The sequence below is a fragment of the Providencia sp. NPDC089933 genome (assembly GCF_049545585.1).
GTDB lineage: Bacteria > Pseudomonadota > Gammaproteobacteria > Enterobacterales > Enterobacteriaceae > Providencia > Providencia huashanensis.
The window spans coordinates 17,564-41,605 of sequence record NZ_JBMWDT010000024.1; the positions used below are offsets into that span (position 1 = coordinate 17,564).

Annotated in this window: 21 protein-coding genes; all 21 read right to left on the reverse strand. The window is 46.1% G+C overall.

Annotated elements, in window-relative coordinates:
- Positions 1–59: 59 nt before the first annotated feature.
- The gene (traI, locus tag ACPEH5_RS21800; protein ID WP_423727177.1) at positions 60–5,186 is read right to left on the reverse strand and encodes a conjugative transfer relaxase/helicase TraI; all 5,127 of its coding nucleotides are present in this window, start codon (positions 5,184–5,186) and stop codon (positions 60–62) included.
- The gene (traD, locus tag ACPEH5_RS21805) at positions 5,186–7,405 is read right to left on the reverse strand and encodes a type IV conjugative transfer system coupling protein TraD (protein ID WP_423727178.1); all 2,220 of its coding nucleotides are present in this window, start codon (positions 7,403–7,405) and stop codon (positions 5,186–5,188) included. Before traD ends, traI begins: the two co-directional genes overlap by 1 nt.
- Positions 7,406–7,468: 63 nt before the next feature.
- The gene (locus tag ACPEH5_RS21810; RefSeq protein ID WP_423727179.1) at positions 7,469–7,861 is read right to left on the reverse strand and encodes a hypothetical protein; all 393 of its coding nucleotides are present in this window, start codon (positions 7,859–7,861) and stop codon (positions 7,469–7,471) included.
- 57 nt (positions 7,862–7,918) lie between these two features.
- Positions 7,919–8,125, reverse strand: coding sequence for a TraR/DksA C4-type zinc finger protein (locus ACPEH5_RS21815; protein WP_094962757.1), 207 nt, complete (start codon positions 8,123–8,125; stop codon positions 7,919–7,921).
- A gap of 89 nt (positions 8,126–8,214) precedes the next feature.
- Positions 8,215–8,640: a hypothetical protein gene (locus ACPEH5_RS21820; protein WP_423727180.1), complete on the reverse strand. Its 426-nt coding sequence runs from the start codon at positions 8,638–8,640 to the stop codon at positions 8,215–8,217.
- Between the two features lie 12 nt (positions 8,641–8,652).
- On the reverse strand, positions 8,653–11,529 hold the full coding sequence (gene traG / locus ACPEH5_RS21825; RefSeq protein WP_423727181.1) for a conjugal transfer mating-pair stabilization protein TraG: 2,877 nt from the start codon (positions 11,527–11,529) through the stop codon (positions 8,653–8,655).
- On the reverse strand, positions 11,529–12,920 hold the full coding sequence (gene traH, locus ACPEH5_RS21830; protein WP_423727182.1) for a conjugal transfer pilus assembly protein TraH: 1,392 nt from the start codon (positions 12,918–12,920) through the stop codon (positions 11,529–11,531). Before traH ends, traG begins: the two co-directional genes overlap by 1 nt.
- A gap of 198 nt (positions 12,921–13,118) precedes the next feature.
- Positions 13,119–13,658 (reverse strand): type-F conjugative transfer system pilin assembly thiol-disulfide isomerase TrbB, encoded by a 540-nt coding sequence (trbB, locus tag ACPEH5_RS21835; protein ID WP_423727183.1) that lies wholly within the window; start codon positions 13,656–13,658, stop codon positions 13,119–13,121.
- Positions 13,655–13,945 (reverse strand): hypothetical protein, encoded by a 291-nt coding sequence (locus ACPEH5_RS21840; protein WP_423727184.1) that lies wholly within the window; start codon positions 13,943–13,945, stop codon positions 13,655–13,657. The genes trbB and ACPEH5_RS21840 overlap by 4 nt, the downstream gene beginning before the upstream one ends.
- Positions 13,946–13,952: 7 nt before the next feature.
- Complete coding sequence (traF, locus tag ACPEH5_RS21845) at positions 13,953–14,741, reverse strand: type-F conjugative transfer system pilin assembly protein TraF (protein ID WP_423727185.1); 789 nt, start codon at positions 14,739–14,741, stop codon at positions 13,953–13,955.
- Positions 14,738–16,576, reverse strand: coding sequence for a conjugal transfer protein TraN (locus ACPEH5_RS21850; protein WP_423727186.1), 1,839 nt, complete (start codon positions 16,574–16,576; stop codon positions 14,738–14,740). The genes traF and ACPEH5_RS21850 overlap by 4 nt, the downstream gene beginning before the upstream one ends.
- Entirely contained in the window at positions 16,573–17,193 is a 621-nt protein-coding gene (gene trbC / locus ACPEH5_RS21855; protein ID WP_423727187.1) for a type-F conjugative transfer system pilin assembly protein TrbC, read from the reverse strand. The genes ACPEH5_RS21850 and trbC overlap by 4 nt, the downstream gene beginning before the upstream one ends.
- Positions 17,194–17,208: 15 nt before the next feature.
- Complete coding sequence (traU, locus tag ACPEH5_RS21860) at positions 17,209–18,195, reverse strand: conjugal transfer pilus assembly protein TraU (RefSeq protein ID WP_423727188.1); 987 nt, start codon at positions 18,193–18,195, stop codon at positions 17,209–17,211.
- Entirely contained in the window at positions 18,195–18,827 is a 633-nt protein-coding gene (gene traW / locus ACPEH5_RS21865) for a type-F conjugative transfer system protein TraW (protein WP_423727189.1), read from the reverse strand. Before traW ends, traU begins: the two co-directional genes overlap by 1 nt.
- A gap of 10 nt (positions 18,828–18,837) precedes the next feature.
- Complete coding sequence (trbI, locus tag ACPEH5_RS21870) at positions 18,838–19,263, reverse strand: type-F conjugative transfer system protein TrbI (protein ID WP_110592868.1); 426 nt, start codon at positions 19,261–19,263, stop codon at positions 18,838–18,840.
- Complete coding sequence (gene traC, locus ACPEH5_RS21875) at positions 19,239–21,200, reverse strand: type IV secretion system protein TraC (RefSeq protein WP_423727195.1); 1,962 nt, start codon at positions 21,198–21,200, stop codon at positions 19,239–19,241. Before traC ends, trbI begins: the two co-directional genes overlap by 25 nt.
- 12 nt (positions 21,201–21,212) lie before the next feature.
- On the reverse strand, positions 21,213–21,932 hold the full coding sequence (locus tag ACPEH5_RS21880; protein WP_423727190.1) for a TraC family protein: 720 nt from the start codon (positions 21,930–21,932) through the stop codon (positions 21,213–21,215).
- Positions 21,929–22,546 (reverse strand): type IV conjugative transfer system lipoprotein TraV, encoded by a 618-nt coding sequence (gene traV, locus ACPEH5_RS21885; protein WP_423727191.1) that lies wholly within the window; start codon positions 22,544–22,546, stop codon positions 21,929–21,931. Before traV ends, ACPEH5_RS21880 begins: the two co-directional genes overlap by 4 nt.
- A 24-nt stretch (positions 22,547–22,570) precedes the next feature.
- Positions 22,571–22,894 carry a hypothetical protein gene (locus ACPEH5_RS21890; protein WP_423727192.1) on the reverse strand — a complete coding sequence of 108 codons (324 nt, stop codon included), beginning with the start codon at positions 22,892–22,894 and terminating at the stop codon, positions 22,571–22,573.
- A gap of 12 nt (positions 22,895–22,906) precedes the next feature.
- The gene (locus ACPEH5_RS21895; RefSeq protein WP_423727193.1) at positions 22,907–23,599 is read right to left on the reverse strand and encodes a GNAT family N-acetyltransferase; all 693 of its coding nucleotides are present in this window, start codon (positions 23,597–23,599) and stop codon (positions 22,907–22,909) included.
- A gap of 20 nt (positions 23,600–23,619) precedes the next feature.
- Positions 23,620–23,877: a hypothetical protein gene (locus ACPEH5_RS21900; RefSeq protein ID WP_423727194.1), complete on the reverse strand. Its 258-nt coding sequence runs from the start codon at positions 23,875–23,877 to the stop codon at positions 23,620–23,622.
- Positions 23,878–24,042: the final 165 nt, after the last annotated feature.

Genomic DNA, 24,042 nt, shown 5'->3' on the forward strand with positions numbered 1-24,042 from the left:
ACTAAATTGAATTGGCGGAAATCGCCGACAATGCGGGTTAAAACAGAAATAACAGGGTGTTAATCACCAAATTCACGGTCTCGGGATTTTTCCATCACCATTTCACGCTCTTGTTGGCGCAAGACGTCCCGTTGTTGTTGCTGATGTTCACGTTCAAGCTGAACGGCCTTTTCAATGACTCGCTCTTTCGCCTCCATTAAGTCATGTTCCCCTTTCAGCAAACTGTCACGCTCTTGGGCCATCACCTGCCGCAGTTCGTCCTCGTTCAGTTCTGGCACTTTAGACTCGCTGTTCGTTTGCTGACGTAGGGCTGCTTCAGCCTCTTTTAAGGCTTTATCAATCGCCTGCTCTTCTGGCGTTTGCAGGGTTTTCGGGTCACTGTCTGCTTTATTGGTTTGCGCAGTATTTGGGTTTGCATAGGTGCTATCCACTTCCCCTTGCGTGATTTTCTCAATCATGGCCGTGTGTAAACGTTCATCGGGATTGAGTTGCACGACCACACCTTGTTCAGGTTGCTGTGCCATCGTATCGAAAGCCGATTCTAAACTGTTCACAATCACGGTGTGCCCGTTTTGACTGGGTTTCACAACAATAAATTGCGCCTGTTCACTCCCCAGTAAACGCCCTTCAGCGCGAAGCCCCTGCAATTTATCCCCATCGAGTTCAATCGCTTGTAGCATCGTGCCTTGGGACTTGCCGTGTTCATCAAAAGCGGGCCACGCCACATGCGGTTCGGGATGCTTGGTGGACGGGTAAACAAACTTTCCTTCGTGTGACTCACCCAATCCCATTTGGCGGCTTAATGCGCGACCAATCGCCGTGTCATTAAGAGGTTTCGCATGGTCAAACAGTTGATTACCCACTTTGGCGGCATAGTCTTGTTCAGCCAACAACACATCATGAGCCGTCTTTCGGTTGCCCGGGTTTGTAATTTTACTTGTCCATTTATCCAAATCATCACTGTAGGTTTGGACATGGACTTTAGTACGGGACAAAGCGACATACGCATCACGCAAAGTGGCGAGCATACGTCGTCCTAATTGGACGCCCCCTAAGACAATCACATACGGACTACTTGCCCCTTGCGCTTTATGTGCGGTGCCGGCATAACCGTAATCCAAATGTTGGTCAGTCAATGCCCCATTCGGGTCAAGCACGCGTGACTCCTCACCATTCGTCAGGGTGATTTGCCCGTGTTCATTGACTTCGCTGACTGTCCAGTCACTGTTCGTCACGCGTCCACGCTCTTTGTCTGTACGAGTAAAGGTGATTTTTTCGCCGACGGCAATGTGACGCCCTTCTTGGTGGTAAATACCAATATCTCGTAAGCTACTTTCAAAGGCCGAGAGTAAATGCCCTTTCCCTTCTTCATCAACCAGGGTTACAACCCCATCACTTATCCCATCCTCTGTCACCGCAATCCGATAGTACTGCTCTTGAATGAGTGCAATTTTACCCGCATGCTCAGCCATCCCCGCCGTTGATAACAAGGCTTCGGTACGGGTATTTTCGCGCACTAATATCGGTACGGCTTTTCCATCTTGCAATTGCCCTTGCTCGATCAAAATGTCATGGATACCGCGGTTAATGACATCTTTATCGACGTTAGTTTGAACCACAATCAGCGTCTCTTTTTGGGCTTCAGGCGTTCGACTGCGATAATCATCGAGAATATGTGTGATAACCTTATTGCCTGAGTCTACCACCGACTGTTCGGGCAATTTTGCACCTGCTCGACGAGGAACCACATCCGGTGTCACGCTATTCATGGTGTCAATGGCCGTTTGAACCTGACCCGCGATGATGGCTTCAATAGCAGGGCGAAGCTCGGGATTTTGTCGCACAATTTCTTGCATGATGGCGGTATCGAGTGCAGAACGGTCTTGTGCAAGTGCAAAGGGAGTCCCACTGTCCACTGACAATAACTGAGCCGTATCCCCACTGAGCACGCCTCGCCCCCCACCCTGAGCAATGATTTGCAAGACTTCACTTAAATTTCGGTTGCCTATCATGGAGCTTTCATCGACTAAAAACAGGGTATTTTTAAAATCGAGCGTTTCACCTTGTTGTTGACGTTGATTGGCATCCATCAAAAAGGCATGCAAAGTTTGCGCTTTCACACCGACTGCAGCCATTTCCCCGACAGCACGATGCGTGGGCGCAAGACCGATGATTTCTGGCCGCTGCGCCGCAGGGAGTGTTTCCAGTGCCTTGAGAACGGCTGTAAATTGCGTGGTTTTCCCCACCCCAGCATAACCTTGGATACCAACAAATTGGTCACGACTGCCTAAAATCAGCTCAGTCGCCGCTTTTTGCCCTGAGGTTAATCCGTTCAGTTGCGCCTCGGGCACAGACGCCATCAGCGGTATTTGTGTTCCTTTGCCCGCTAAAATGGTGGTCAGGATTTGTTTTTCCATCTCCCACGTACTGGCCGTCACGTAATGTTGTTGGGCCGCCCCTTTACCTCTGGTCACGGGGATGATGGTTTTTTGGGCGACTAAACGGTCAAAGGCTTTCCCCAGCGATTGACTGTCGAGCGAGTTGTGTAATGGTAACGCTTTGGCAATCGCATCGATGCGCGAGAAAAAAACCTGACTCCCTTGCGCTAACGCCATGCCTTGTTGCAGGGCTTTTTCGGGCTTAGACAATAACGCTTCCGTGGCTTTATCGGCCGCTTGCTCAATCGCTTTCGCATCCGTCCCCTCAACCCCCGCTAACTGTCGCGCTTGCTGATAGACAGGCGAACGCGATAAACGACGCTCTGTTTCCATCTTATCCAGTGGCGTATACACGGTAATATGTTCACCACTGCGTGCAGCGGTATTCAGTAAGGTCGGCTGCGTATCCCGCGCAGACGCGGCCAATAACACTGTGCCCGTATCGTTAGCCTGTTGCCCTGGCGCGGTAACATAACCATAATCGGCTTTGACACCGTCCCGCACATCAATACGGTGCGTTTTGCCGTTAAAATTGACCATAATCGCGTTTGGCATAAAACCCGACACCGTGACCCTGTCACGTGCAGAGAACTTATTTTGCTTCGCCAGTATGGTTAACTGCTCTCCTTGAGCAATGTCCATCGTTTGACGCTGATAGGCACTCCATTGACCATCGAATTGTTGGGGTTTCATCAACTGTTTTTGCCCCTGACTGTCAAGTAAGGTAACAGAGCGGGTTTCAGGTGTGACACGGTCAATGGTAAAGCGCTCAACCTCTTTTCTATCGGCGTTCCAACGCTCCATCACCATGCCTTCACGGTAACTGTCGATTTGCTTGCGAGAATGGCTGTCGAGCCACACGGGTTTGAGCTGGGTTACTGTCACCGTTTTTTCACTGAGCATCCCGCGCTCGGTGAGTGTTTGGCGGATGGTGTCGGTCACGATTTTTTGCTCCCGAACGCCACTGACCTGTGCAACCACGGGTTTCATGTCGCTGTGCAACTGCGCATAATCCGCAGCCAGTGCCGCATAACGATGATTTTTATCGGGAATATGCGCGGTTTTCACCGTCAAGACAGATGAGGACTCGCCCTGAAAACGCGGAATCCCCGCATCTTGTAAGGTGGCCAACACGTTTCCCGTGCCTTTACGTCCACCACTGTCCATCATGAGCACTTGCACATTGGCGGATTGGGCGCTTTCCAGTAGGGATAAGGCCGATTTCAATGACAGTTTTTCCGCATTAGCCACCACTAAGGTACTGTTGGGTTTAAGGGGTTGACCATCACCTAGGGTCATTTTCGGCACATAAGCAAAACGCTTATCATTGGCAAAGGCTTTAGCACTGGTCGCATCGAGGGTCATCACCGCCACTTTTCGTCCTTGTGATTGGGCCATTGTAACACCGTCTAATACCCCGTCTCGTTGTGCTTTACCCAGTCCCTGACTGGCCACAATGGCAATGCTGGGTAAGGTATCCGCTATTTTCTCCATGACCGGACTGAGAATTTCTGTCCGTGCTTGAAAACTGACCGTGCGGTTATGTTGCTTCATGTCAGTGGCAATTTGTTGCAGCTTCAGCTCGTCCATCAAATGAATGGAGGAGGTAAACAACCCTTTTTTCTCATCCAGTGGGATAAGTTGACGCTGTTCAATCGCGGCATCAATCGCTTCACGCACCTGTGCTATCATGCCCGCACGAGCTTCCAATCCCCCAAGCGTTTTAGCCAATACTTGGCTGTAAGTCATACTGAGCTGCTTATCACTGAGTAACGCTATCGCATCGGTGACAGCGCGGGTGATATCGGGCTGTATCTCCCGAGAGGTATCCCCCATCTCGCCTTTGGCAAGGCGTTGCTCGGCTTCGGCATAAAATGCTTTACGTTCTTCAGAGCCAAAACCATTTTTCTCCAAATGGTCAAACCAGTCGGTTAATAACTCACTTTTTTCAGGGGTTGTTTTGGCCTGACGGGTATCAAGCGCTGCCACATCACGGGATTTGAGTGATGCTTCATGTCCGACCGCATCAAGGATTTGCTGACGACGTTGAGAAAAGGGTATCACAGGAACACTATCAATTTCCCACAAGCTATTACGTCCTGCGTTGTGAGTTTTAAATCCCATCCCTTCTATTTCTTTACGCAGCGTATTTTGATAGATCTCCCCTAATGCGATCCGTAAATCATACAATGCTTCACTGAACCCCATTTTACTTCGTGTATCGCTGGATAACGTGCGCCACTCACCATTATGCTCTGTCATATTCATGACAAGCGTATGTGTGTGCAGTTGAGGGTCATGCTCACGAGACGTATCATGGTTAAATGCTGCGACGACAAGGTTATTTGTCATTTCCAACGAGGTTTTGCCATCAATCATTACCCGCGTTGAGGTAAGTCCTTCCACTTCATGGAGGGCAACCTCAACAGCACGATTGTGAGCCTCTATCATCCGTTTATCACCCAGTACAATACCGAGTACCGACACGCTCTTAGGGGCAGAAAACGTTAAATCATGTCCTTCACGGTGGACATTTTTACCGTTTTCCATGCGCTCTAGACTTTGGCCATTGGGTAAGCGCCCTTCCAGGATTTCACCTAATTGGTCTTTAGTGACATCCCCCTCTAATCCCAATGATTTAGCGCCTTCGCCCATCCAGCGGGCTTCAAGGTTGCCGAGGAAATAATAATTGTCTTCATGGGTATAATAATTTGCCGCATTATTGGCAATCGGTGCAACAGTCAGCATTACCATTTCTCCCAATTAGGATCATCATGTTCAAACTCTTGTGAAGAATTCGAATGATTTGCATGAGGATCACCCAAAATTTCCTTTTCTTCTTGCCGCATGCGTGTATAGCTGTCATACAGGTCTTGTGGGTTTTCTTCGTGCTCTGAGGTCGCCCCCAACACTTCCCCCGTATCGGTGTTGACGCGCAAATTATCAACAGCCACTTCTCGCCCCCCTTGGCTTTCCGTTCGGTTTTCGGATGATGCGGTTCCCGTTGCTATCTGACTGTTTTTGGGCGTCGTTGAATTCGGTGTTGGTTGAACGATAGGTTGAGGTTGAGCAACGTCTGTAACGGTATTATTAGGTGTGGTCTCAACAGGCAATTCAATCGGCTGACCGCTTATCAAGCTATCAATGACCTGGTTGACACCGTCAGGGATAGCGCCCATTTTTAATCGCTCGTTAATTTCAGCTTCAATCTCTTGATCTAAGCTGTCATTAATCGCACGAGCCGTGAATTCGGCCGCAACAGGTTTGATTTTTTCGTAGCGCATTGCATGTTTAACAACAGGATATTGGCCTGGTAATGTGATATAACACGTCAAATCCGGTAGCGATTGCACATCGGAGTAGTTAACTAAATCGCTGTCTTCTTGCTGTTTATTAAACGAAACCCCATCACGTACCGTCTCTTTACCGTAACTGTATTGCTCACTGAACCGTTTGATCCGTTCTTGCCCGAGCTGGTCACGTACCCACTTCGCCACATTTTCATCCGGTGAACGAAAGAAAAAACGGGTATTGAGTAAATCCATCATCGCATCGGCATAGTCTCGGCCGTAGGTATAGTCCAGCTGCGGTTTATTCTGAAAGCCAAGCGTGAAACATCCCCCAAACTTACGGGCTTCAGACAATACTTGCGGTAATTCAGGGAGTTTATGCAGTGAGGCTAATTCATCGTAGATAAACCAAACACGACGCTCAGGATTTTCCCCCATTTCCAGTAAACAGTTGGCTGCTTGTGCTAACCACATGGAAATTAACGGTTTTAAGGATTCATGTTGACGGGCATTACTGGTGATCCACAACCAGCCGTGACGCACCTTTTTCTCATTGACGGTTTTCATCCATTCACGGATCGCAAATGGCGCTTTACCGTTGCGCTCAATCCCTTGCAGGTAGCGTAATGCTTTGACGTAGTTAGTCAGAACACCACGGATTGAAATCGCGGTTTTTTCAACTTTCTCTTCCATCAAGTTGCTAGCTTCCGTCCCCGCCACATACGCGCGTAACGTTTTGAGGTCAATGGCCAATAAAGTCCGCAATAACTTGTTATAACTGCGTTTATCATCAGAGCCGAGTTTAGCCGACACGGCGGTAAAGATAGTGCGCGCCGAGCCTGTCCAAAACGGGTCTTCTGACGTACTTTGGGGAATAAGCGTATTCGCCATGCTGTCAAAATCGGGTGTTGTGAGACACTCTCGCCACAAATCCCAATTTTCACAACGTTCATCTAATGGATTGAGTAATTTATCGATGTTTTCGTTATAGTGCTTTTTGACCAAAGAACAGCCCTTATCGAACACAATCACCATATCGCCCCGCTGCCGTAATTGAATAAGCAGCTTATTCATCGCATTGGATTTTCCTGACCCTGGTGTACCGTGCATCAACATGTTTTGCACTTCACTGTTGAGTTTTAACGGGAGCCCATCAAAGGTAATCGGGGAGGCTTCCCGGCGAGCATGAAGCATATTACGGACAAGCTTAATATCTTCAGTTAATGTCCGTCCTCCAATCACATCGTCTTTGGCTTGACGCTGACCTAAACGGTGCAAAAAACGGTAAATAACAAAGGCGAGAATGCCGACAAACACGGAGGCCCACACAAAAGAGAGCCAGAGTTCTTGCAGAAAGATATCGCCTGCATACATCATGTAGGGATCTTTTAAAATATTGGCCGACGTAAATCGAAAGAGTTGGCCATCAAAATGCACATCATAAAGTGGCGGAACTCGATATAAGGCTTTCTCGCCCGCCGACGTGAAATAAAGCCACCAATACAGACCGCCATTTTTAATTTCTTGTAGAGGGACTTTTAAATAAAAAATTAAGGGTAATAGAATTAAATAAAAATTAACGAGCCAAAACGAAATCCGCTTATTTACCTGCATGAACATGCCGAGCATATAGCTAAAGACTTGTCCACCCTGCGTAATATGCTTGGTTGAACTCATGATAAGATCACTCCTTCGAAATAACGAATAGCGAATAAATTAGAAGAGATAAATAATTCGATTTTATTGCATTAATATATCATTGACTGACTGTTTAGATTTAAGCGCACAAAATGTGATACCTTGCTCTCGACTCAAATTGTTCGTTTTAATATATACAGGAATGTCAGCTATTATCTTTTTTGAACTCATCTTCTCGATTTCATTAAGAATGAACTCTAAATCAGGTGAGAGCACATGAAGGTAATTCAAATATTGATTCACATTTTCTTGATTTGATTGATTAGGATACTGATAGCCAACAACGTATTGGCTGCAACTGATAATGACATCCCGTTGCGTATGATAATTTAGCATCTCTTTATTGAGTTTATTTATTTCATGAGAATAGGAAAATTGACTCAAGAATAATAAAGACAAGGTAATACCCACTTTATTCAGTGTTGATTTATTCATAATAACCTCAATTTAATAGTCGATATAAAAGTAGGAAGGGATAATTTAAAAACGTGATTATCTTAGGCGAGAACACTCTTGGTGCTTGATACAATTAACACAATGCTGCACACCAGGTAATGCAAGTCGGCGTGCCAGCGGAATACTCTCACCGCACTCGATACAAACTTTTGCACTTTGACCTTGATATTTAGCACGTTGACTCAACCTTAAAGACAGCAAAAACTCGCTCTCAGCTTGAGAGACATCAATTTCATCCGCCATTAGAAACCTCTAGAAACGAGAGGGTCTATTCCCCTGAAAAATTTATTATTTAGGGGAATAGACCGTTAACAAACGAAGTGCGTTAGGGTTTAATTAGATTTTTGATTACTAAAGATTTCACTCAAAAGTTCTTTTACTTTTGGAGTATCTAACCTTTTCTTTGAGTAGAGCAATATAGAAAAAACGAAATAAAACCCTTGTGATATAGCTAACACTAATAAGATTACACTTCCTATATTAAACACACGATCAAAAATCAAGTCTAAAATAGGAGCCACAAAGATCAAAAATGATAATATAAATCTTGCATATATTTTCATTGAAAACTCTGAAATTGGAACAATTTTGAATGAAAAAAACATCCAAAAAAACACCACTCCAAATAGGAACATATTTAACAAATAAGCTTCTTTATATAAACTAAACATTTTTGATTCTGTAGTTATACAAAGATACAAACTAAGAATCATTAGAGATAAATTTATATATACTATCGTTTTTTTATATTGTTCCATTTACATTCTCTTTTAATCACTATTCTTTTTATAATAATCATCTTGACTCATAAAACCATTAGAGTCAGGTGTTTTTTCCACACGTCGAGTATCGGTAATTAGTCCTGCATCCATGTGTTTTTCTTTTTCTTTCTCCATTTTAACTTCATGCTCTTGTATTTTTTCTTGGTGGTTTAATTTGAGTTCATCGTGACGTTGTTGAATTCCCACCGAACCTTGGTTTATTTTTCCTTTTACTGTACCAATTTTATCTTGATATTCCTTTTCTTTTTCGGTGACTTTATGAGCAGTGTCATGTTTTATTCCAGCATTCTGACTGAGCGTATTAACATCCTGTACATGACCATCATATTCAGCCATTAAACTCCCACCTGAAGGAATATTTCCAGCTGTTGCCGTTTTATCCATCGCAACGATACTCGCCCGATTTTGAGCATAATCATTTTTAACATTTGGAAGCAATCTGTCATTAATAAAATCTTTTGCTAATGCTTCACGTTCTCGTGCAATCGACAAATCACTCGTATTACTTAATATCGCATCGGCGCGGCTTGGTGCGGCTTGTCGTACATAATTAGCAAACTCTTGGTCTAAGTTACTGTCAATCTGCGCACTGTTATTCGTCACATAGCTGGCCATATCACTGTACTCTTGGCTCTCGGTCGTACTACGAGAATACTGCTCATATTGGTTTTTGGCTGTATTGAGTGTAGCACTGAGCTGACTGATTTCCGAGCTGGCTTCATTATCATGACGATTTGTACCGTCTGATATTTTACTGCTATTGAGTAACTCAAGCCCTTCATTAAATTCCCGTGTCCGTTGAGCGCTCTCCTCACTGCCTGCATCTTGGTTCCGCGCCCCTCGTTCTTGGCTACTATCTTGCCGTCCTTCTGTATTTCTAGTGTTTTTATCAGCGTAGCCTCCGCCACCAAAACCACCAACTGAAAGCCCTGCTTTTCCTTCAACTCCTAGTGTTGTTGTTTGATCAATACTATTATTAAATAGTTTTGTCAGTGCCTCTTCCGTTGTACTGTTATCCGCTTTTCGTTGTGAGTCCACTGCATTCTTGATTTTTCTGTAACCTTCACTCTGATTGCTACTTATCCCAGAATCTGTCATAGCGGATACAGTTGCACTGTTACCAAAGTTTTTACTAAATTGAGCTAATTGATTGGTTGCCACATTGACCGAACTTTGGAAAGCACTCATGGCTTGCGCAGCCGTTGCCTGTGCATGTTTAGCACTTTGCTGCAACGAACTCACCATCGCCTCACTGCCTTTAATGGATATTGGTAAGCGTGACATGGCACCACTGGTATCCATAATTTCTTGACCGCCACTGGTCACCGTATTCATGGCACCGCTGGCGAGTTGTCGTGTCATTTGACCATCACGGAAACTCGAGTTGGTATCCCACTTATTGCCCGCCACATTATCCGTTTGCATATTATTAAACGCCCACGTTCCATCTGCGGCTTGCGATGAACTTGCTGATGCCGAACTGTTAATGGCCGTACCGAGATAATTTCCAGCCTGTGCGACGGCAGGACCTAACCCTTTCACAATCGCCATGGCAATAAACGGAATAGACAACGTTAACCAACCCGCAATTAATCCGATATCACTGTGGATTTGCTGAATATGCGCCTGATTCGCTAGGTTAAAGTCCAATCCATTGGTTTGCCCGCGCAAATAAAAGCTCGTTGCATGATTGAGTATGGCGAACATCGGTGCCCAGGATTGCAGATAAATAATTGACATGATGTAGTTAAATAACATGCGTGTCGTCAGCGCATGAACGGTCATCAGCAGTATAAAAATGGGGAACAATGCCACAATTAATGAAAACAAAATTGTATACAACAATGGGGTAAATGAGGTTCCTACCGTTGTTGATGTGGCCCATGAGAGCCGCATTTTGTTATACGATGATGTGGACGCTAAGTTGACTAAACTGGCCGTATCACCACTTTGCGCACTGTACCCGCCTATGCCTTGTTTAAGCGCATTCATCACGACGGAGTTTCGCATTAACTGACTGGCAGTTTCACTGCCTGAGTAGTAGTAATTGTAACTGTCCCCAAGCATGCCACTAAATAATACGTTTGCATCAGGGCGCCCACCAAAGATACGCCTGACCGTATAAGCCCACGTTTCGCCCCCCGTTTGAGTATCAGCCCCAATCGCGGGCATTAATACGCGTTTAGCCAAGTCTTCACATGTCCAAAATCCGGCGGGTTGTGCTTTTTTATTCCCCTCGGGAACCATGACGCCTCGTAAAGGGCTCGGCTTCTGAAAAATAAGAAGATACGGGTCTCGGGTATTCATCAGCTCTTGAAAGGAATATTTGTGATTAATTAAGATGTCACCAATGACACAGTTTTTGGTGTACAAACTCATTAATTCAGCAATATCCCCATCTGTCGACATAACATCACTGACATTTCCGACCAAATTTGCCCCAAATAACATGCCCGTTTTACTGTAACTTAAAGAGTCTGGCATATGGAAAATGGACTCATACAGCTCCGTTAAACTCGTACCAATCGAGCTAATCATATGCGCAGGTGCAGCTAACCCGAGCGGGACATTATCGACAAGATAAACCCCCGTGGGGTCGGTTCGGTCTATTATCTGAACAGAACGCTTAGGCCCAAGGAGGACACTGGAAACCAAAATAATATAAGCGGCAAATTTGATAACCTCCTTAGGGTCATGCCCTCGCAGGTACACCACAAAGAAGGAGGCAGCAGAAATTAGCAACGCAATGCGGAACATGGATTCCCACGATGAAGAGCCCACAATCGCCGCGACGCCATTGAAGACCTGCATCATGTATTCACCACCGCCTAAAACATACACCGTATCGATAGACGCCATCTTCATCACCCTCCCTGATTTGATTTTTGTTCTGGAGTAAACATATTGAAATGATAATTACGCTGGTAACGCTCTTGGAGTTGACTGGACGTCTGCTGACGCAAGTAACTCATCTGCCGTTCCATTTCCATCAACACATTGGCTTTCACTTCAACCTGACGTTGTAAGTCTTCCAATTGACGGCTGGCCTCGGCGACATTTTTACGCAAAACATCCAACGGCTGTTCGGGAAAGTTACGGTTTCCCAAAGCAATTTTGGCTTGGTCAATCAGCTCAAGCAGGTACTGAAGTAAAATGTCATACGCAATGTAATCGGACAGCGCGGGCAAGATGGACACATTAATATTAAGCTGCATCGGGTCAACCAAATATTTCAAAATGGGCACCGACGTACTTTGGATAAACCCTTTCTCCCCCAGGGTTAACGCAATATCCTCTTTCAAGTTACCTTGAATTTGCTGAATGATTTTTTTAACCAAAGAATTCAAGCCATTGTCTTTACTGATGGTGATGGTTTTCTTCTTCAGCTGGAGACAGCCATTAACGGAGACGCACCCTTCGATACTGATAGTGCCGCCGTACATTAATGCTTTAATTAATTCTTGCCGGTTTACTTTAGGAACGGTCGTGGTCACATCGCCATTGTCTTTGCCAAAAATCAATGTGCCCGTGAGGTTCATAATCAGCTCTTTGAGCTCGTTATCACCATCCAACATTTTGTTGCTGTTAAGTACTTCCCACATGAGATTTTTATTTTGGATGATTTGGTCTTTCATGTTTTCAGGGGCACGGTTAAACGCATCATTCATTTTCCCCCCGACAGTACACCCCTGGCGTGATGCCGCCCAGTCTGCAAACATATTGGTTTGCCCTGCAATGTCTTGGCAGATTTTTTGCGACTGTACGGTGTTGGTTGGCCATAAGCCGCCCACAATACCTTGCGCAGCTTGGCAGGAAGAGATATTCATACTGTTAATACCAGAAATCATGTCTTGTAAGAAATCTTTGGCAGATTTCAGTTCGGGCACCGTGGTTTGTAACGCCAAGTCAAAGAAATAACCGGTGGAGTTTTGCATTAATTGCTTCACAAACTGCTGAAGCTGCTCACCGTTGATATAAGAGAATGACCCCAAATACGCATCAATCCCCCCACACCCTGCATTGATATTGGGCGGGGTAAATGAAGCGATTTGCAGTTGTTTGACTTGATTACGAATAAACAAGTTGCCGCCCGTGGCATAGCCTGCGGCTTGCCCTTCCCATGCGCGGGCTTCAGTCGCATTCCCTTCAAAACCCAATTTATTGAAGAAGTTATTCATGTCGCCATTCACATTGGCAACCGCCACAGTGTGACTAAATAACGCCGAGCACATCACGGCGATGAGTCCTTTACGCATTGGAGCCTCCGCATTGAAGATGAACATACCGACACATCACACAGGCAGGGTTTATCGCCTTATTCCAATATAGAATAGGGGTAATTAAATCATTCATTGTGGGTAAACCTTATTGAGTGCCATTCCCCGCAACGTTGCTGCGTGTCGGCATTGAATTTTAAAGTGGGATAAAACGGGGTAGAACAGAATAAAAAAGGATTATTGCGTCGCTAACATTAAGTTACTGTTAACCCGATTCATCACATCTTGCATATCGGTTAGCCCTTGCAAAAGGGGGTAGGTTCTTAATGTATTCACGTCCACCAAAAAAACTGAGGGCGTGATAACTTGTAACCCTGCCCCAAAAAAAGACTGCACGACTTCAGGCGGCGCAGGAATGGCATTCGGAAAAGCCATATCCCCTTTCCCATCGAGTGTATACGGGAATACACTTAATCCCGTTTGCGCAGATAACAACGCAAGTTGTGGGTCAAATTGATGACAATACGGGCAACTCGACTGCATAAAGAGGACTAACGTATAATCATTCAAATTCACCACTTTACCATTGGGTAACGAATACGGTTTCACTGGCGGTTTTGCAGGAACAATCGTTTCAGGCTTGAAAGTTTCAGTGCTCATGTTGGTCTGGGCGTTCACTGCCGTTTTGTGGGACTCTAATTCGGCGATTTCATCCATCACACTTGCCTGAGCGACACTAAAACCGAGCAGCAAAAAGGAAAAGAACAATACTCTCATGGGTGTTTCTCCTTATTTCCTCCGCCCTGAAAGGCTTGCCAGGCACGAACAGCCGTATACAAAAATCCGGCCACACCCACTGCGACACCGACGGCAAAGATAAAGACCGTACCCATATCTTGTACCCATTGAAGGGTTAACAGTAAATCGTCAGTGATACTGGCTTTACGCACTTTCAGTAACATTTCAATCAAGCACCAAAACACCACGGCCGCTATCATGAGCGCAATCCCAACATACAATAACGCATTCTCAATTAATCGAGCTTTTAAGGTTCTTTCCATCATTTTATTCTCAATAGTTCGGGGTAAAATCGGTCGCAATATCTAAAAAGCGACGTTCTAGCGCATCTTGGGTCATAAACCCGTAGGCCAACGGCTGGTAAGATTCGTTTTTTGGGTCAACCAAGAACAGGGCAGGAAAATGGGTGATTTGCATTTTCGCCACTTGCCCATTATCTGGCTTGGTGTTTGGTAATTGCTGACTGCGCTGACCATCCACTGATATCGGAATCAGCACCACTCCATGTTGTTCTGCAAACTGTGCCACCACACTGGCTAACTGGTTATCCAACGGCTCACCGCCCCGATAAAAGAAAAACAATCCGTACTGTGACGCTAACTGCGAGATGGCCTGTTTTTCTTTATTGCGTAATGTCGAAAGCTGCTGAGGCACCGTGCTGTTATAAAAAGAGTGCTCCAAGTTGTAATCGAGTGCGGGTTGTAGCAAAAGGGCTTTTTGGACAGAGCGTTCAAACTTTCCAGATTGATTAAGCCAATACCGCTGGAGTGCCATAAATTTAGCGGCATTCTCAGGGGTTGGTTGCATAATCGCCGTGTCTAACGCTTCTGCGGTTAGCTTTTGCATGACCTTTTTTTGTAAAGTCGGTGATAATGTCGAAAGCGGGATTTGCTCTGGCTCTGGCGGCTCTTCCTCGTCTTCCGGTTGCGGTTCGTTATACCAGTGCCAACCGACGATGGGTTCATCCACATACGTTCGTGTTTCAACCCTTTCCTCATCGTTGGCCAATCCCGCTCCGGGTATCACCAGACTGATGAGTAATATCAAAATCCGTCTTGTCATCCTTGTCCCCCTTGCCCTTGCAGGCCATTGGCGATTTGATTTTTCACACGGTCAATCAGCTCTTGGTCAGCGGGAATATCGGTGCCTGACTCCAAATCGGCATAGAAATCCGCAAAGTTCAGTCGGTCAAAGTTGATGGCCTGCAATTCATCGACGGTGATACCGCGACAGTCACTGTTTTTGGCGCTACCAAAACCAATGCGTAACTGCCCGCCACGTCCTTGCTCTTGCACGATTTTGGCGAGCTTACTGTCAAACACGCAGTAGGCTTCTTTCTTCTGAAGACACACCCCAAGGACTTTATTCGAGCAATAGGAACCGACATAAATAGTCAGATTGCGACTTTTGGCTTTACCGAGAGCTTTTTCTTCACTGTCACAGTGCGCGAGCCCCACATCACTTCCCCAACCGCCACTTTTGCAGCAGTTATTAAACCCTGCTGCGGCTTTACGGCAGGTGTAACGCTGTCCCGTAAAGGCCCTTACATTCACGTCATTGAGCTCTGCCACATCTTCCCCTGCGGCGGCCACGGCCGCTAACGCGGATACCGCTTTTTGGAAACTGTTCGCCTTGTCATTCTTGATTTGGTCACACTCACCGCTGGCACAAATCAGCTCAACACCGCACATTTTCCCGCCTCCGGTCAGCCCTTTTTCACAAGAAAACACCGCTTGCTCACGCAAACACGTACTGCCAACGGATTCAATGCAAGTGGTTTTGACAATGGTGCACGCGGGATTTTTCATGTAGTCACCGCAGCTGCCATTGTCTGCTGATTGCTTGGCGTAATAATCGGTGTACTGCCAACATTCACTGTAAACATCGTATTTTTTACCGCCTACCGTGACGGCTTTCGTGCCCCCTTTTTCCGTACATTGGGTTTCTACTTTCACTTCTTCGGATTTATCAAACGGACAATGTTCAACCCATTCAATTTTGGGTGATGGGGTTTTAACGTTGACCGTCACCATCATATTTAAGGTTAAGGTCGCCGTTTTTGTCGACGCAAAGGCTTGATAAACCAATTCTTGAATACCCACTCGACACAATTCGCCATTGTTACCGACACAAATCCGATTGGAGGCGATAATTTCCCCCTCTTTCAACGCCATGTTTCGTGCATTTAATGTGTAACGACTTGCATTTAACATTTGAAATGTCGTATTCATAAAAATGACATGCTGATTAAATAAAAACCCCGAGTTCAGTGTTAAGGTTGCACTTTGAATGGTGCCTGTGACGGGAGATTTGAACGAAAACGACCATCGGTCACCATGCCAGTGGTAAGCAAAATCAGAGGGCGGCACAACAATTGTTTGATTTTCCCACCCATCAACCTCCTTCCACGTAATTTTGGCTGTGCGAGTACAGGCTAAACTGGCTGCGGGCGTTCGCTCACATTGATGTGACGTGATTTCAGTTTTATCCAGTGTCACATCCTGACACGGCACCGTAATTTGCCCGCTTTCTGACTCCGCTTTTTCCCGCATATCGATGCCGGCTTTTAAGAACGGGGCGTCCAAATCTAACTTATCCGGTGGTCGGTTTTTCATGACCTCCATCGTGGTTTGTCCCGCATCGGTGTCATTCATCGCTTTGACACCTGCATTTTCCAGCCCCGAAGCTGCGCCTGACGTCACCCCACCGTAATAGCCACTTTCTGACGGATTGGCGGTATAGTTCGGAATAATGTCGGCGGGATTGGTGTTTTTTATCGTGTCTGTCCCTTTATTTTTCAGGCTATTCGCAAATTCTGAGCCTGCTTTATACTCATTGGCCGCAAAACCCAGTGACAGAGCCCCCACCCCCCATAATGCAATCAATAACCGTTTCATTGCCGCGCCCTCGATACCAACCAATCTTGAGCAACCTGATGGCAATCGCCACTGCTGGCAATCCGTTCAATGGCGGATATCAAACGAATATTGCCGTACATCACATCAAAACCGTGCTCACAGCGCACGACCAGTGCGGGTACTTGCGTAATGCCGTATTGTGCAAAGGTTTTCGGGTCGATTTGTACGCCCCCTTCACCACTGTCTTTCGTCAGTTCAAACACGGCACTGGCCGTTTTACGAAAGTCATTGTCAATCAGCCCATTAATCAACGTGGGGATACCAAGCTGTGTGGCCTCTGGCACCATCTGTTTGAGTCCCGCTTCGGGGATCGAAAACGACACAAAATAGATAAACGGAGTTTCCCGAGCCGTTTGTGCTTTAGTCGCATCGGCGGCTTGTTGTTGCGCTTGCTGCTGTTTGGCTAATAAGCTATCAATCCAGGCTTTATCCTTGGCCGAGATTTCAGGCGGTTTAAAGCCATCCGGCGGCAAGGACTGTTCGAGCAAGGCCGTGCTTTGGTCGCGCAGCTGTTCTAAAAACTGTTGGTCATCCGTTAAGGCATGACTCGTCGACGCAAGCAGCACGCTTGCGAATAAAAAGAAAACGGATTTCATGAAAAGGACCTCGTATTAGAGGAAAACGCAGTTACGTTTACGCCAGATGAGATAACCGAAGTTTTTACGACTGTTGGGTGAAGCATGCCCTGTTTGCCAGCGCATCACGGAACGACCAAAAGGATGACATTGCGCAGTATCCGGGTACATATTCACCATTTGATAGCGATAACGGTCTTTCGGGATAATCGGGGATGGGTAGGTGTAGCACACCTCTTGATTTTTCCCGACGCTGTTCATCACTAATCCTTGCCGATGCAACTTAAACGCCATGCGCTCAGACAGCAGAACCGAGGAAGCCTGTGGACTAAATTCATTCCCCGTATACCCCGTAAACGGATACATACTGCCTTGTGAACCCGCACACCAAAAGAGCGCATTTAAAGGCTTACTGCCAATACTGGCAATCGCATCGGCAGCGCATGCTCCTTGCGCGATAGGATTGGCAAACACAAAGGCTTCAGGGGCAATAATCGACGACAACGAACTGTCATTCCACAGTGGGTCTAACTCGGACAAATAGGCGATATCCATATCCCCGCGCTCTAAACAGCCTGCCGAGGTAATGATATTGAGCCAATAAGTCAGTGGGTATTTGTACCAATGCACATGGTAAAACGCCCCTTGGGTTGCAGGATCATTTTGTGTGCCTTTGCCCCCGCCCATCTTACCGACATTGATGTTAAAGCCGCCTAAATTCACCATGCAATACGGTGAACGGGTCACATCGGTCAAAGCAAAGGGCTCCCAATAGCCAATCGCTAAACCAATGCGGTATAAAATCCCCATCGGGCAAATTTGTATCGGCATCGAGGGGTTTTCTGTATCCGGTGCCACACCAGGGAAAACAGGCACATTACCAATGGTCATGGGAAACAGACAATCCCAACAAATATCGGTGATCGGATTAACAAAATTTCCCTCACATAACGCATCGGCTTTCGTGGGGGCTGACAGAAAAACACTGCCGAGTAAACACGCACTGACAAGCCATTTTTTCATTAGCGCCCCTCCTGCATTGCCGCCGACACGATTTTGAGTTTGTCGCCCTCTTGTGTGACCACCGCCGGAATGTACTGAAGCCCGAGTTGGCGACTTAAACTGCCCCCTTGGTCAAAGAACACGCGCGTATTCAGTGCCTGCGTCGCCTCTTTGATATTGCCGTTGGTTAAAATAACTTTATAACGCAAGGTCGCAGGCTGCTGTGCGTTCATCCACGCGATTTGGCGCTGATCATCTGCATCCAGAAAGTACAGGGTTTGCCCCAGTGCCACATGACTCAGCGGGTTTATTTTGTCGCCTTGACGGGCAAACATCACACCATTGTGGTCAGCATAATCCCCTTGAACCGTAAACGTCGGGTCGTACCACACCGTATATGCTTCGGTATCGGTACTGAGCCAATCCACAGGCGGTGGACGCAGGGTATTTTTAATCACACGATCTTTAAAATCTTGCTGCATCTGCGCAATTTCCCCTGTACCCTCCATTTGTTTTAACCGCCCCTGGATAAAGTCCAACATGCTTTGCTCTTGAACGGGGTAGACATCGCCCCATACACCGAGATCTTTGGCAGTAACAAGGCAGGGTAAACAGAACAATACCGCTAACGTAGACTGTCGAATTCGCTTCATCTACCCTCCTTTATTGCGCCATTTTGTCGGCGATCGCAGCTTGAATATCGACCGTGATATCTTCTGCGCCCATCACCACCGCAGGTGTGACTAAAATCAGGGCCTGATGTTCATGTTGGTACTCAGATAAACTGTCACTGAGCGCCATTTGAAAACGGTGAGTGGCATCGGCAATTTGTTGCTCACTCAGCGGATTTTCGGCGTTAAACTGCATGGCCATTTGTTGCTGATATTGGTTAACCGTGCCCGCCATGTCGAAAGTGACAGTAACGGGAGCAAGCCAACGCACCACGAACACCGAAATACTGAAACTCAGGACCACGGCAATCACCATAAAAAAACTCATGGCCTTCAAGCAGGCTTTGCGCCGACGGCTCACGCCCCGTGCAGGCGTTTTTTCTGCTTTTTCGACTAATGTCGTGTTTGGGTCTGCCATTGGGATAAGGCCTCCATTTCTCTTGGGAATTTTTGTTGGGCTAACGCCAATAACGTGGCTTGCTGGGAAAGTCCCTGTGCCGCGGCATTTTCACGGAACTGGTAGTCTTTCCCATCGGTGGAAAACAAGGTGCGACTGATGGGATCAATCAACAATCGGTGATAAGACACTTGTCCTGCCACCCGTAACATAAAGGCACTAAAGTGCGCCTCTTTTGCCGAGGGGAAGCCTTCCACAACGGTACGTTCAAGCACGTTGAACTGATCGGGATTTTTCTGGTTATATTTACGGAACGACTCCAAGTTTTGACGCAAGATAATTTTGTACGACGAGTTACTCCATGCGGCTTTCGCGGCCACACTTGCATCCTCACCATCGAAATCCTCAATCCCTTGAGAAATGGTAATGTAGGCACCACGATGTTTACGGGCGGTACGATAGCCTCCTTCAATAAAGTTACCGACAAAGCTATTTTCACTGTCGAGTAGTTTCCAACCTTCATCGATGATGGCGGCTTTTTTAATGTCCCGTGGAGATAAGTACATGCGCTGTTCAATAAAGATCATCATGGAAAACATGACGGCGGCTAACAAGTCAGGTTTATTTTGCAGACCGCCCATTTCCAGTACGGTAAACCGCACATTGTCATTAAGGGCAGGATTAGGGCTATTGAAATACTCCCCGTACAGCCCCTTAGTCGTGTATTTTTGTAATGAAACAACAATCTCGTGCATCTTATTACGCACAGAGTCAGCGTCTTCAAAAACACCGTGCTCTAATTGCCACGTTAAGTACTCTGAAATATCATCGATAAGCACCGCATTACCCTGACGTTTACTCGGTGCCGCCCCCTCCCAAACATCTTGAACCGCGTTCAACAAGATAGATTTAGAGGTGTCATCCATGTCCCCTGACGGATTGGCCAGCACCAATAGCAAGTCGCGAATGCTCTCCGCCGCCTCTTTAATATTGACGACCCCCGCAAACGGGTTGAATTTAAGGTCACGAGCATCCACGTAAACGCCCCCAACACTTTCACACAATCCTTTGTAGGATGCGCCCATATCCAACACATAGGCCCAACCGCCACTGTCGAGAATTTGGCGAATAATGGCTTGCACTAAGAAGGACTTACCGCCCCCCGAGGTGCCACAAACCCCCATGTTGTAGTTATCGTTCCCCAGCCCCGAATCATCGTCAAAGATATCGAGATAAGACAACTGGTTACGATACGAGGGGATAGGTAACCCACTGCGACAAATGCGGTTATCAGCAACCACGGGTAACAAGTTGGCCACGTTAAAAGCATTAGCCCGCAGTGTGCCATTCGAGCGTTTCATATCGCCCCACAAGCCCTCTTGCATAACAAACGGAAACAACGCCATGTAATTACGCAATTGCATAAAACTCGGGGGTGATAGGGTTAACCCATTGCTATTAAAGGTATTCATTAGGGCCATTTCAGCATTCAGGGCTTTATCGTCATCATCTTCACAAAATAACGTAATACCATAACTGTATCGTGCGAGCGCCGATTGCCCTTTACTCAGCTGTTCTCGGATCTCAGTCCACTCTTTCGCCTGTTGTTTCACACCTGGCACCCAACTGGAGAACTTGGATTCTGCACGTTTGTTAAAGGTGGCTGATTTGGTCATCGATTCGTTTTGGGTTCGGACTAAATCTTCGACTTCCAACGTCAACGTAATGGCAAACGGGCATGACACGGAAGCCGCAGGGTCAAGTAAATTGCTGAGATTATCGCCCCCTTGCCAGAGTGCAAACCGCTGCGGATTTTTGGCTAGACTGTAGTTAAGTATCCGCGTATGTGATTTTTTCCCCTTTTCATCCATTAAGCTCTGATGCATGGCTTCGGGTTTCAGCTCCATCACGAACGAACGGTCAACACACTGCGCATTGAGTTCTTCATACGGTTCGATTTCATCGGAGGGCTAGGCAATATTGTGATGGCGAAAATTCACCATTTCCCGCACCAACTTGATTAAGCCTTTATCATCCAGTCGCTCCGAGCCGATACTGGCGCCGAGGAGGGATTGCTGCACCACACTCAAGGTTTGATTCAAATTTTGCAGCGTCCACGCATCCGCCCGTTTAACGGGTTCGGCATAGATGACAAACAGGCGATAGTTCCGCAGTGTTAATGGCAAGCCTTGTTTATTGGCTAAGCCATTCATCGCTCCATTTTCATAGTAAGCACGGGTAATGGCATTGAATTTTGATGCCAACTCCCCATCCCAGCTAAAGTCCTTGAGGCCGTAATCCAACATGCCGCTGATGCATTTACTGCCGAGCAACAAAAAGGTGAGTGGGGTTTTGCGCGGCAATTTGTTGCGCAGGAAATAATCCAGTGCATCGACAATTTTATCATTCGCACCAATCAAGGGAGCACATTCCAACACAAACCCAGCCGTCTCCTTGTTAATAAAAAGTCCCGAGTCAGCGTCATAATAGCGGTAGGGTAAGACACTGCTAAAAGACGGATAATCCATCTCCTCCAGTGCTTCATGGGCTTTGCGTGCCCCGTCAGGTTGTTTCCAGTTAGAGAGGAGTCCTTTGAATAAACTCTCCATAAACGGGGATTCACCCGCATCTTTTGCATGGGGATTGCCAAGTTGCTTCAATTTTTGCAAGAAGCCACGTTTTTGGGTCATTGTAACTGCTCCTTCCACTGGCCCTCTTTCACGACAAAGGAAACGACGGCCGGTTGATAAAAGTTTTGCTCTTCATCAATCCACGGAGCTATCCATAATCGCGCGGTACTCGCGGGAAGTCGAACTGGGGGCGCCATACCAATATCGGCCCAACCCGACCACGTTTGGGTTGACTGTGAAATGGGAGGTAATGAATTAGCTGGAACCGATTTTTTTATGGGCGCGGATGTTGTTTCAAATGCCCCCAACGCGTTCACTGTCTGTGAGGAAGCGCGATTATCCTGCACCACAGTCCGAACTGTTTGAGCCGGAGACGCAGTTGTTACAACAGGTATGGTAGGTGTTGCCAACGGCGCTAACCGCGGCAGCTCTGCTCGCTTTTGGGATGTGCCCTCACCATTAGCAGGATGGTTCCAAGACACATTTTGCTGTGCCGCTTTTTGGTTGGCTTCTTCCATCGTCATACAGCTGTCTTGCGCCGTGGCATTGCAATCAAAGGAATCTTTCATGCCCGCAGTACAACCAGCGAGCAGGGTTAATACGCCTAGAATGAGGAGCTTTTTCATAATTAAACCTTTTTGAATACGAAGTGGGTAAAAAGAAGAGAACAACAAGAAATATCGAATAAAAAACGTGAGTTAACTGAATTTAATGGCGAATCCTACGGAAAAGAAAAACACATAAACACTAAGACATTTGATGATAAATAGGACCATTTTCTTGCGTGAAGGAAATCCGACTTTCCCTGAAATAAAGCTGGCTTTTCTATCGTCACCAATCATCAATACGACGATAATTGCACTGACGGAAACCAATATAGAAATATAGGGAATATCCCTGAATGACAAAGTAAAATAATCAACTAGGCATCCCACGAGGTTAATGACTACGATGCACAAATTAACTATCACAAAACAACGCATCACTTTAAATTGAAACAGTCGTTCTTCAGGACTGGTCATGATCCCCTCCATTTAAATCAGGTTATTAACCCGATACCAGACTCGAACCCCAAAGAATGGGTTATTGTTATTCGCCAACAACCATTCTGGTGCCGTATTATCGACTGACTCAATATTGATGATGTGAATATCGACATCACTATTTTGATAGAGCCACCAATTTACCGTTTCAGACATCAATTGGGCTTTTTGTTCATCGGGCAATGTGGCTATTGTATTTTCAAGGGTGAACCTTTTCGTTCTCACCGCATCGTAAAACCGTTTGTTTAAAAAAGTTTTTGCATGCTCAACTTTATCGTAAGAAAGCTGCCGCTTTATTGCGCCACTGTTTTGGATATCAAATCCACACGCCCTAAAAAAGCTCACACTCACGTTGTCAGTCGCACGCCCTGCAATGGCAGTGGTGAACGCACCCGAAAACTCATTAACGATACGTTCTATCATTTTTCGTCCAATTCCTGCTTGCCGAAAAAAAGGATGTATCGAAATACTGTGAATATGTGCGATATCCGTGTGGCTGGTAACCTTTGCAACACCAAGAACGGAATTTTTATATAATGCCTGACAAACACATTCACCGAGTTCGTTTGAGAATGAAATATGATAGTTATTGAGGATATGCTGTCTTTTCATCATCAACGCAATATCGGTCATTCTATTTTTAGTTGAAAAATGCGGTTGAGTAATTTGAGTTAACAGTGTCATTAGGAGATTACTCCATTCGCTTAATTATCTAATGTTGGAATTTTTTCCAAGTGAGACTGAATTTGGTCAAATAATTCCTCTACCGATAGGTTTAATTCAATAAAACCACCGGTTATAAAGTCCACAAACGCACCACCATTAAACGTTGAAATCTTATGGATACGTTCAGTTTGGAGCACAATGACCTTGCCGCTTCTATCGGTAACTTTCACCAAATGCCTAGGGTTATGTGCTGAATGATTGATGACTGATTGGTTTGTTTCGTGTTTATCAAACATTAAATATCTCCGTAATCTCACTGATTAAAGTCATCAAATTGAGCAAAGTGACAGGTACATAATTAAATGGATGGGATAGAATGACTGAATACGAACCCGAAGGCTGAAATGAATTTAATCCTTCTCTTCGCATTGTTCGGGTATTTCCCTGATTTCAGGGGTATT

Coding starts and splice junctions, on each gene's coding strand:
- trbI (WP_110592868.1), bottom strand. CDS start 19,263: ATGGCAGACCCAAACACGACATTAGTCGAAAAAGCAGAAAAAACGCCT.
- ACPEH5_RS21820 (WP_423727180.1), bottom strand. CDS start 8,640: ATGGAACAATATAAAAAAACGATAGTATATATAAATTTATCTCTAATG.
- traD (WP_423727178.1), bottom strand. CDS start 7,405: ATGAGTTCAACCAAGCATATTACGCAGGGTGGACAAGTCTTTAGCTAT.
- ACPEH5_RS21880 (WP_423727190.1), bottom strand. CDS start 21,932: ATGACCCAAAAACGTGGCTTCTTGCAAAAATTGAAGCAACTTGGCAAT.
- traU (WP_423727188.1), bottom strand. CDS start 18,195: ATGAAAAAATGGCTTGTCAGTGCGTGTTTACTCGGCAGTGTTTTTCTG.
- ACPEH5_RS21890 (WP_423727192.1), bottom strand. CDS start 22,894: ATGACCAGTCCTGAAGAACGACTGTTTCAATTTAAAGTGATGCGTTGT.
- ACPEH5_RS21815 (WP_094962757.1), bottom strand. CDS start 8,125: ATGGCGGATGAAATTGATGTCTCTCAAGCTGAGAGCGAGTTTTTGCTG.
- traG (WP_423727181.1), bottom strand. CDS start 11,529: ATGAAGATGGCGTCTATCGATACGGTGTATGTTTTAGGCGGTGGTGAA.
- trbC (WP_423727187.1), bottom strand. CDS start 17,193: ATGAAATCCGTTTTCTTTTTATTCGCAAGCGTGCTGCTTGCGTCGACG.
- ACPEH5_RS21840 (WP_423727184.1), bottom strand. CDS start 13,945: ATGATGGAAAGAACCTTAAAAGCTCGATTAATTGAGAATGCGTTATTG.
- traW (WP_423727189.1), bottom strand. CDS start 18,827: ATGAAGCGAATTCGACAGTCTACGTTAGCGGTATTGTTCTGTTTACCC.
- ACPEH5_RS21895 (WP_423727193.1), bottom strand. CDS start 23,599: ATGACACTGTTAACTCAAATTACTCAACCGCATTTTTCAACTAAAAAT.
- ACPEH5_RS21900 (WP_423727194.1), bottom strand. CDS start 23,877: ATGTTTGATAAACACGAAACAAACCAATCAGTCATCAATCATTCAGCA.
- traF (WP_423727185.1), bottom strand. CDS start 14,741: ATGACAAGACGGATTTTGATATTACTCATCAGTCTGGTGATACCCGGA.
- ACPEH5_RS21850 (WP_423727186.1), bottom strand. CDS start 16,576: ATGAAACGGTTATTGATTGCATTATGGGGGGTGGGGGCTCTGTCACTG.
- traH (WP_423727182.1), bottom strand. CDS start 12,920: ATGCGTAAAGGACTCATCGCCGTGATGTGCTCGGCGTTATTTAGTCAC.
- ACPEH5_RS21810 (WP_423727179.1), bottom strand. CDS start 7,861: ATGAATAAATCAACACTGAATAAAGTGGGTATTACCTTGTCTTTATTA.
- trbB (WP_423727183.1), bottom strand. CDS start 13,658: ATGAGAGTATTGTTCTTTTCCTTTTTGCTGCTCGGTTTTAGTGTCGCT.
- traI (WP_423727177.1), bottom strand. CDS start 5,186: ATGCTGACTGTTGCACCGATTGCCAATAATGCGGCAAATTATTATACC.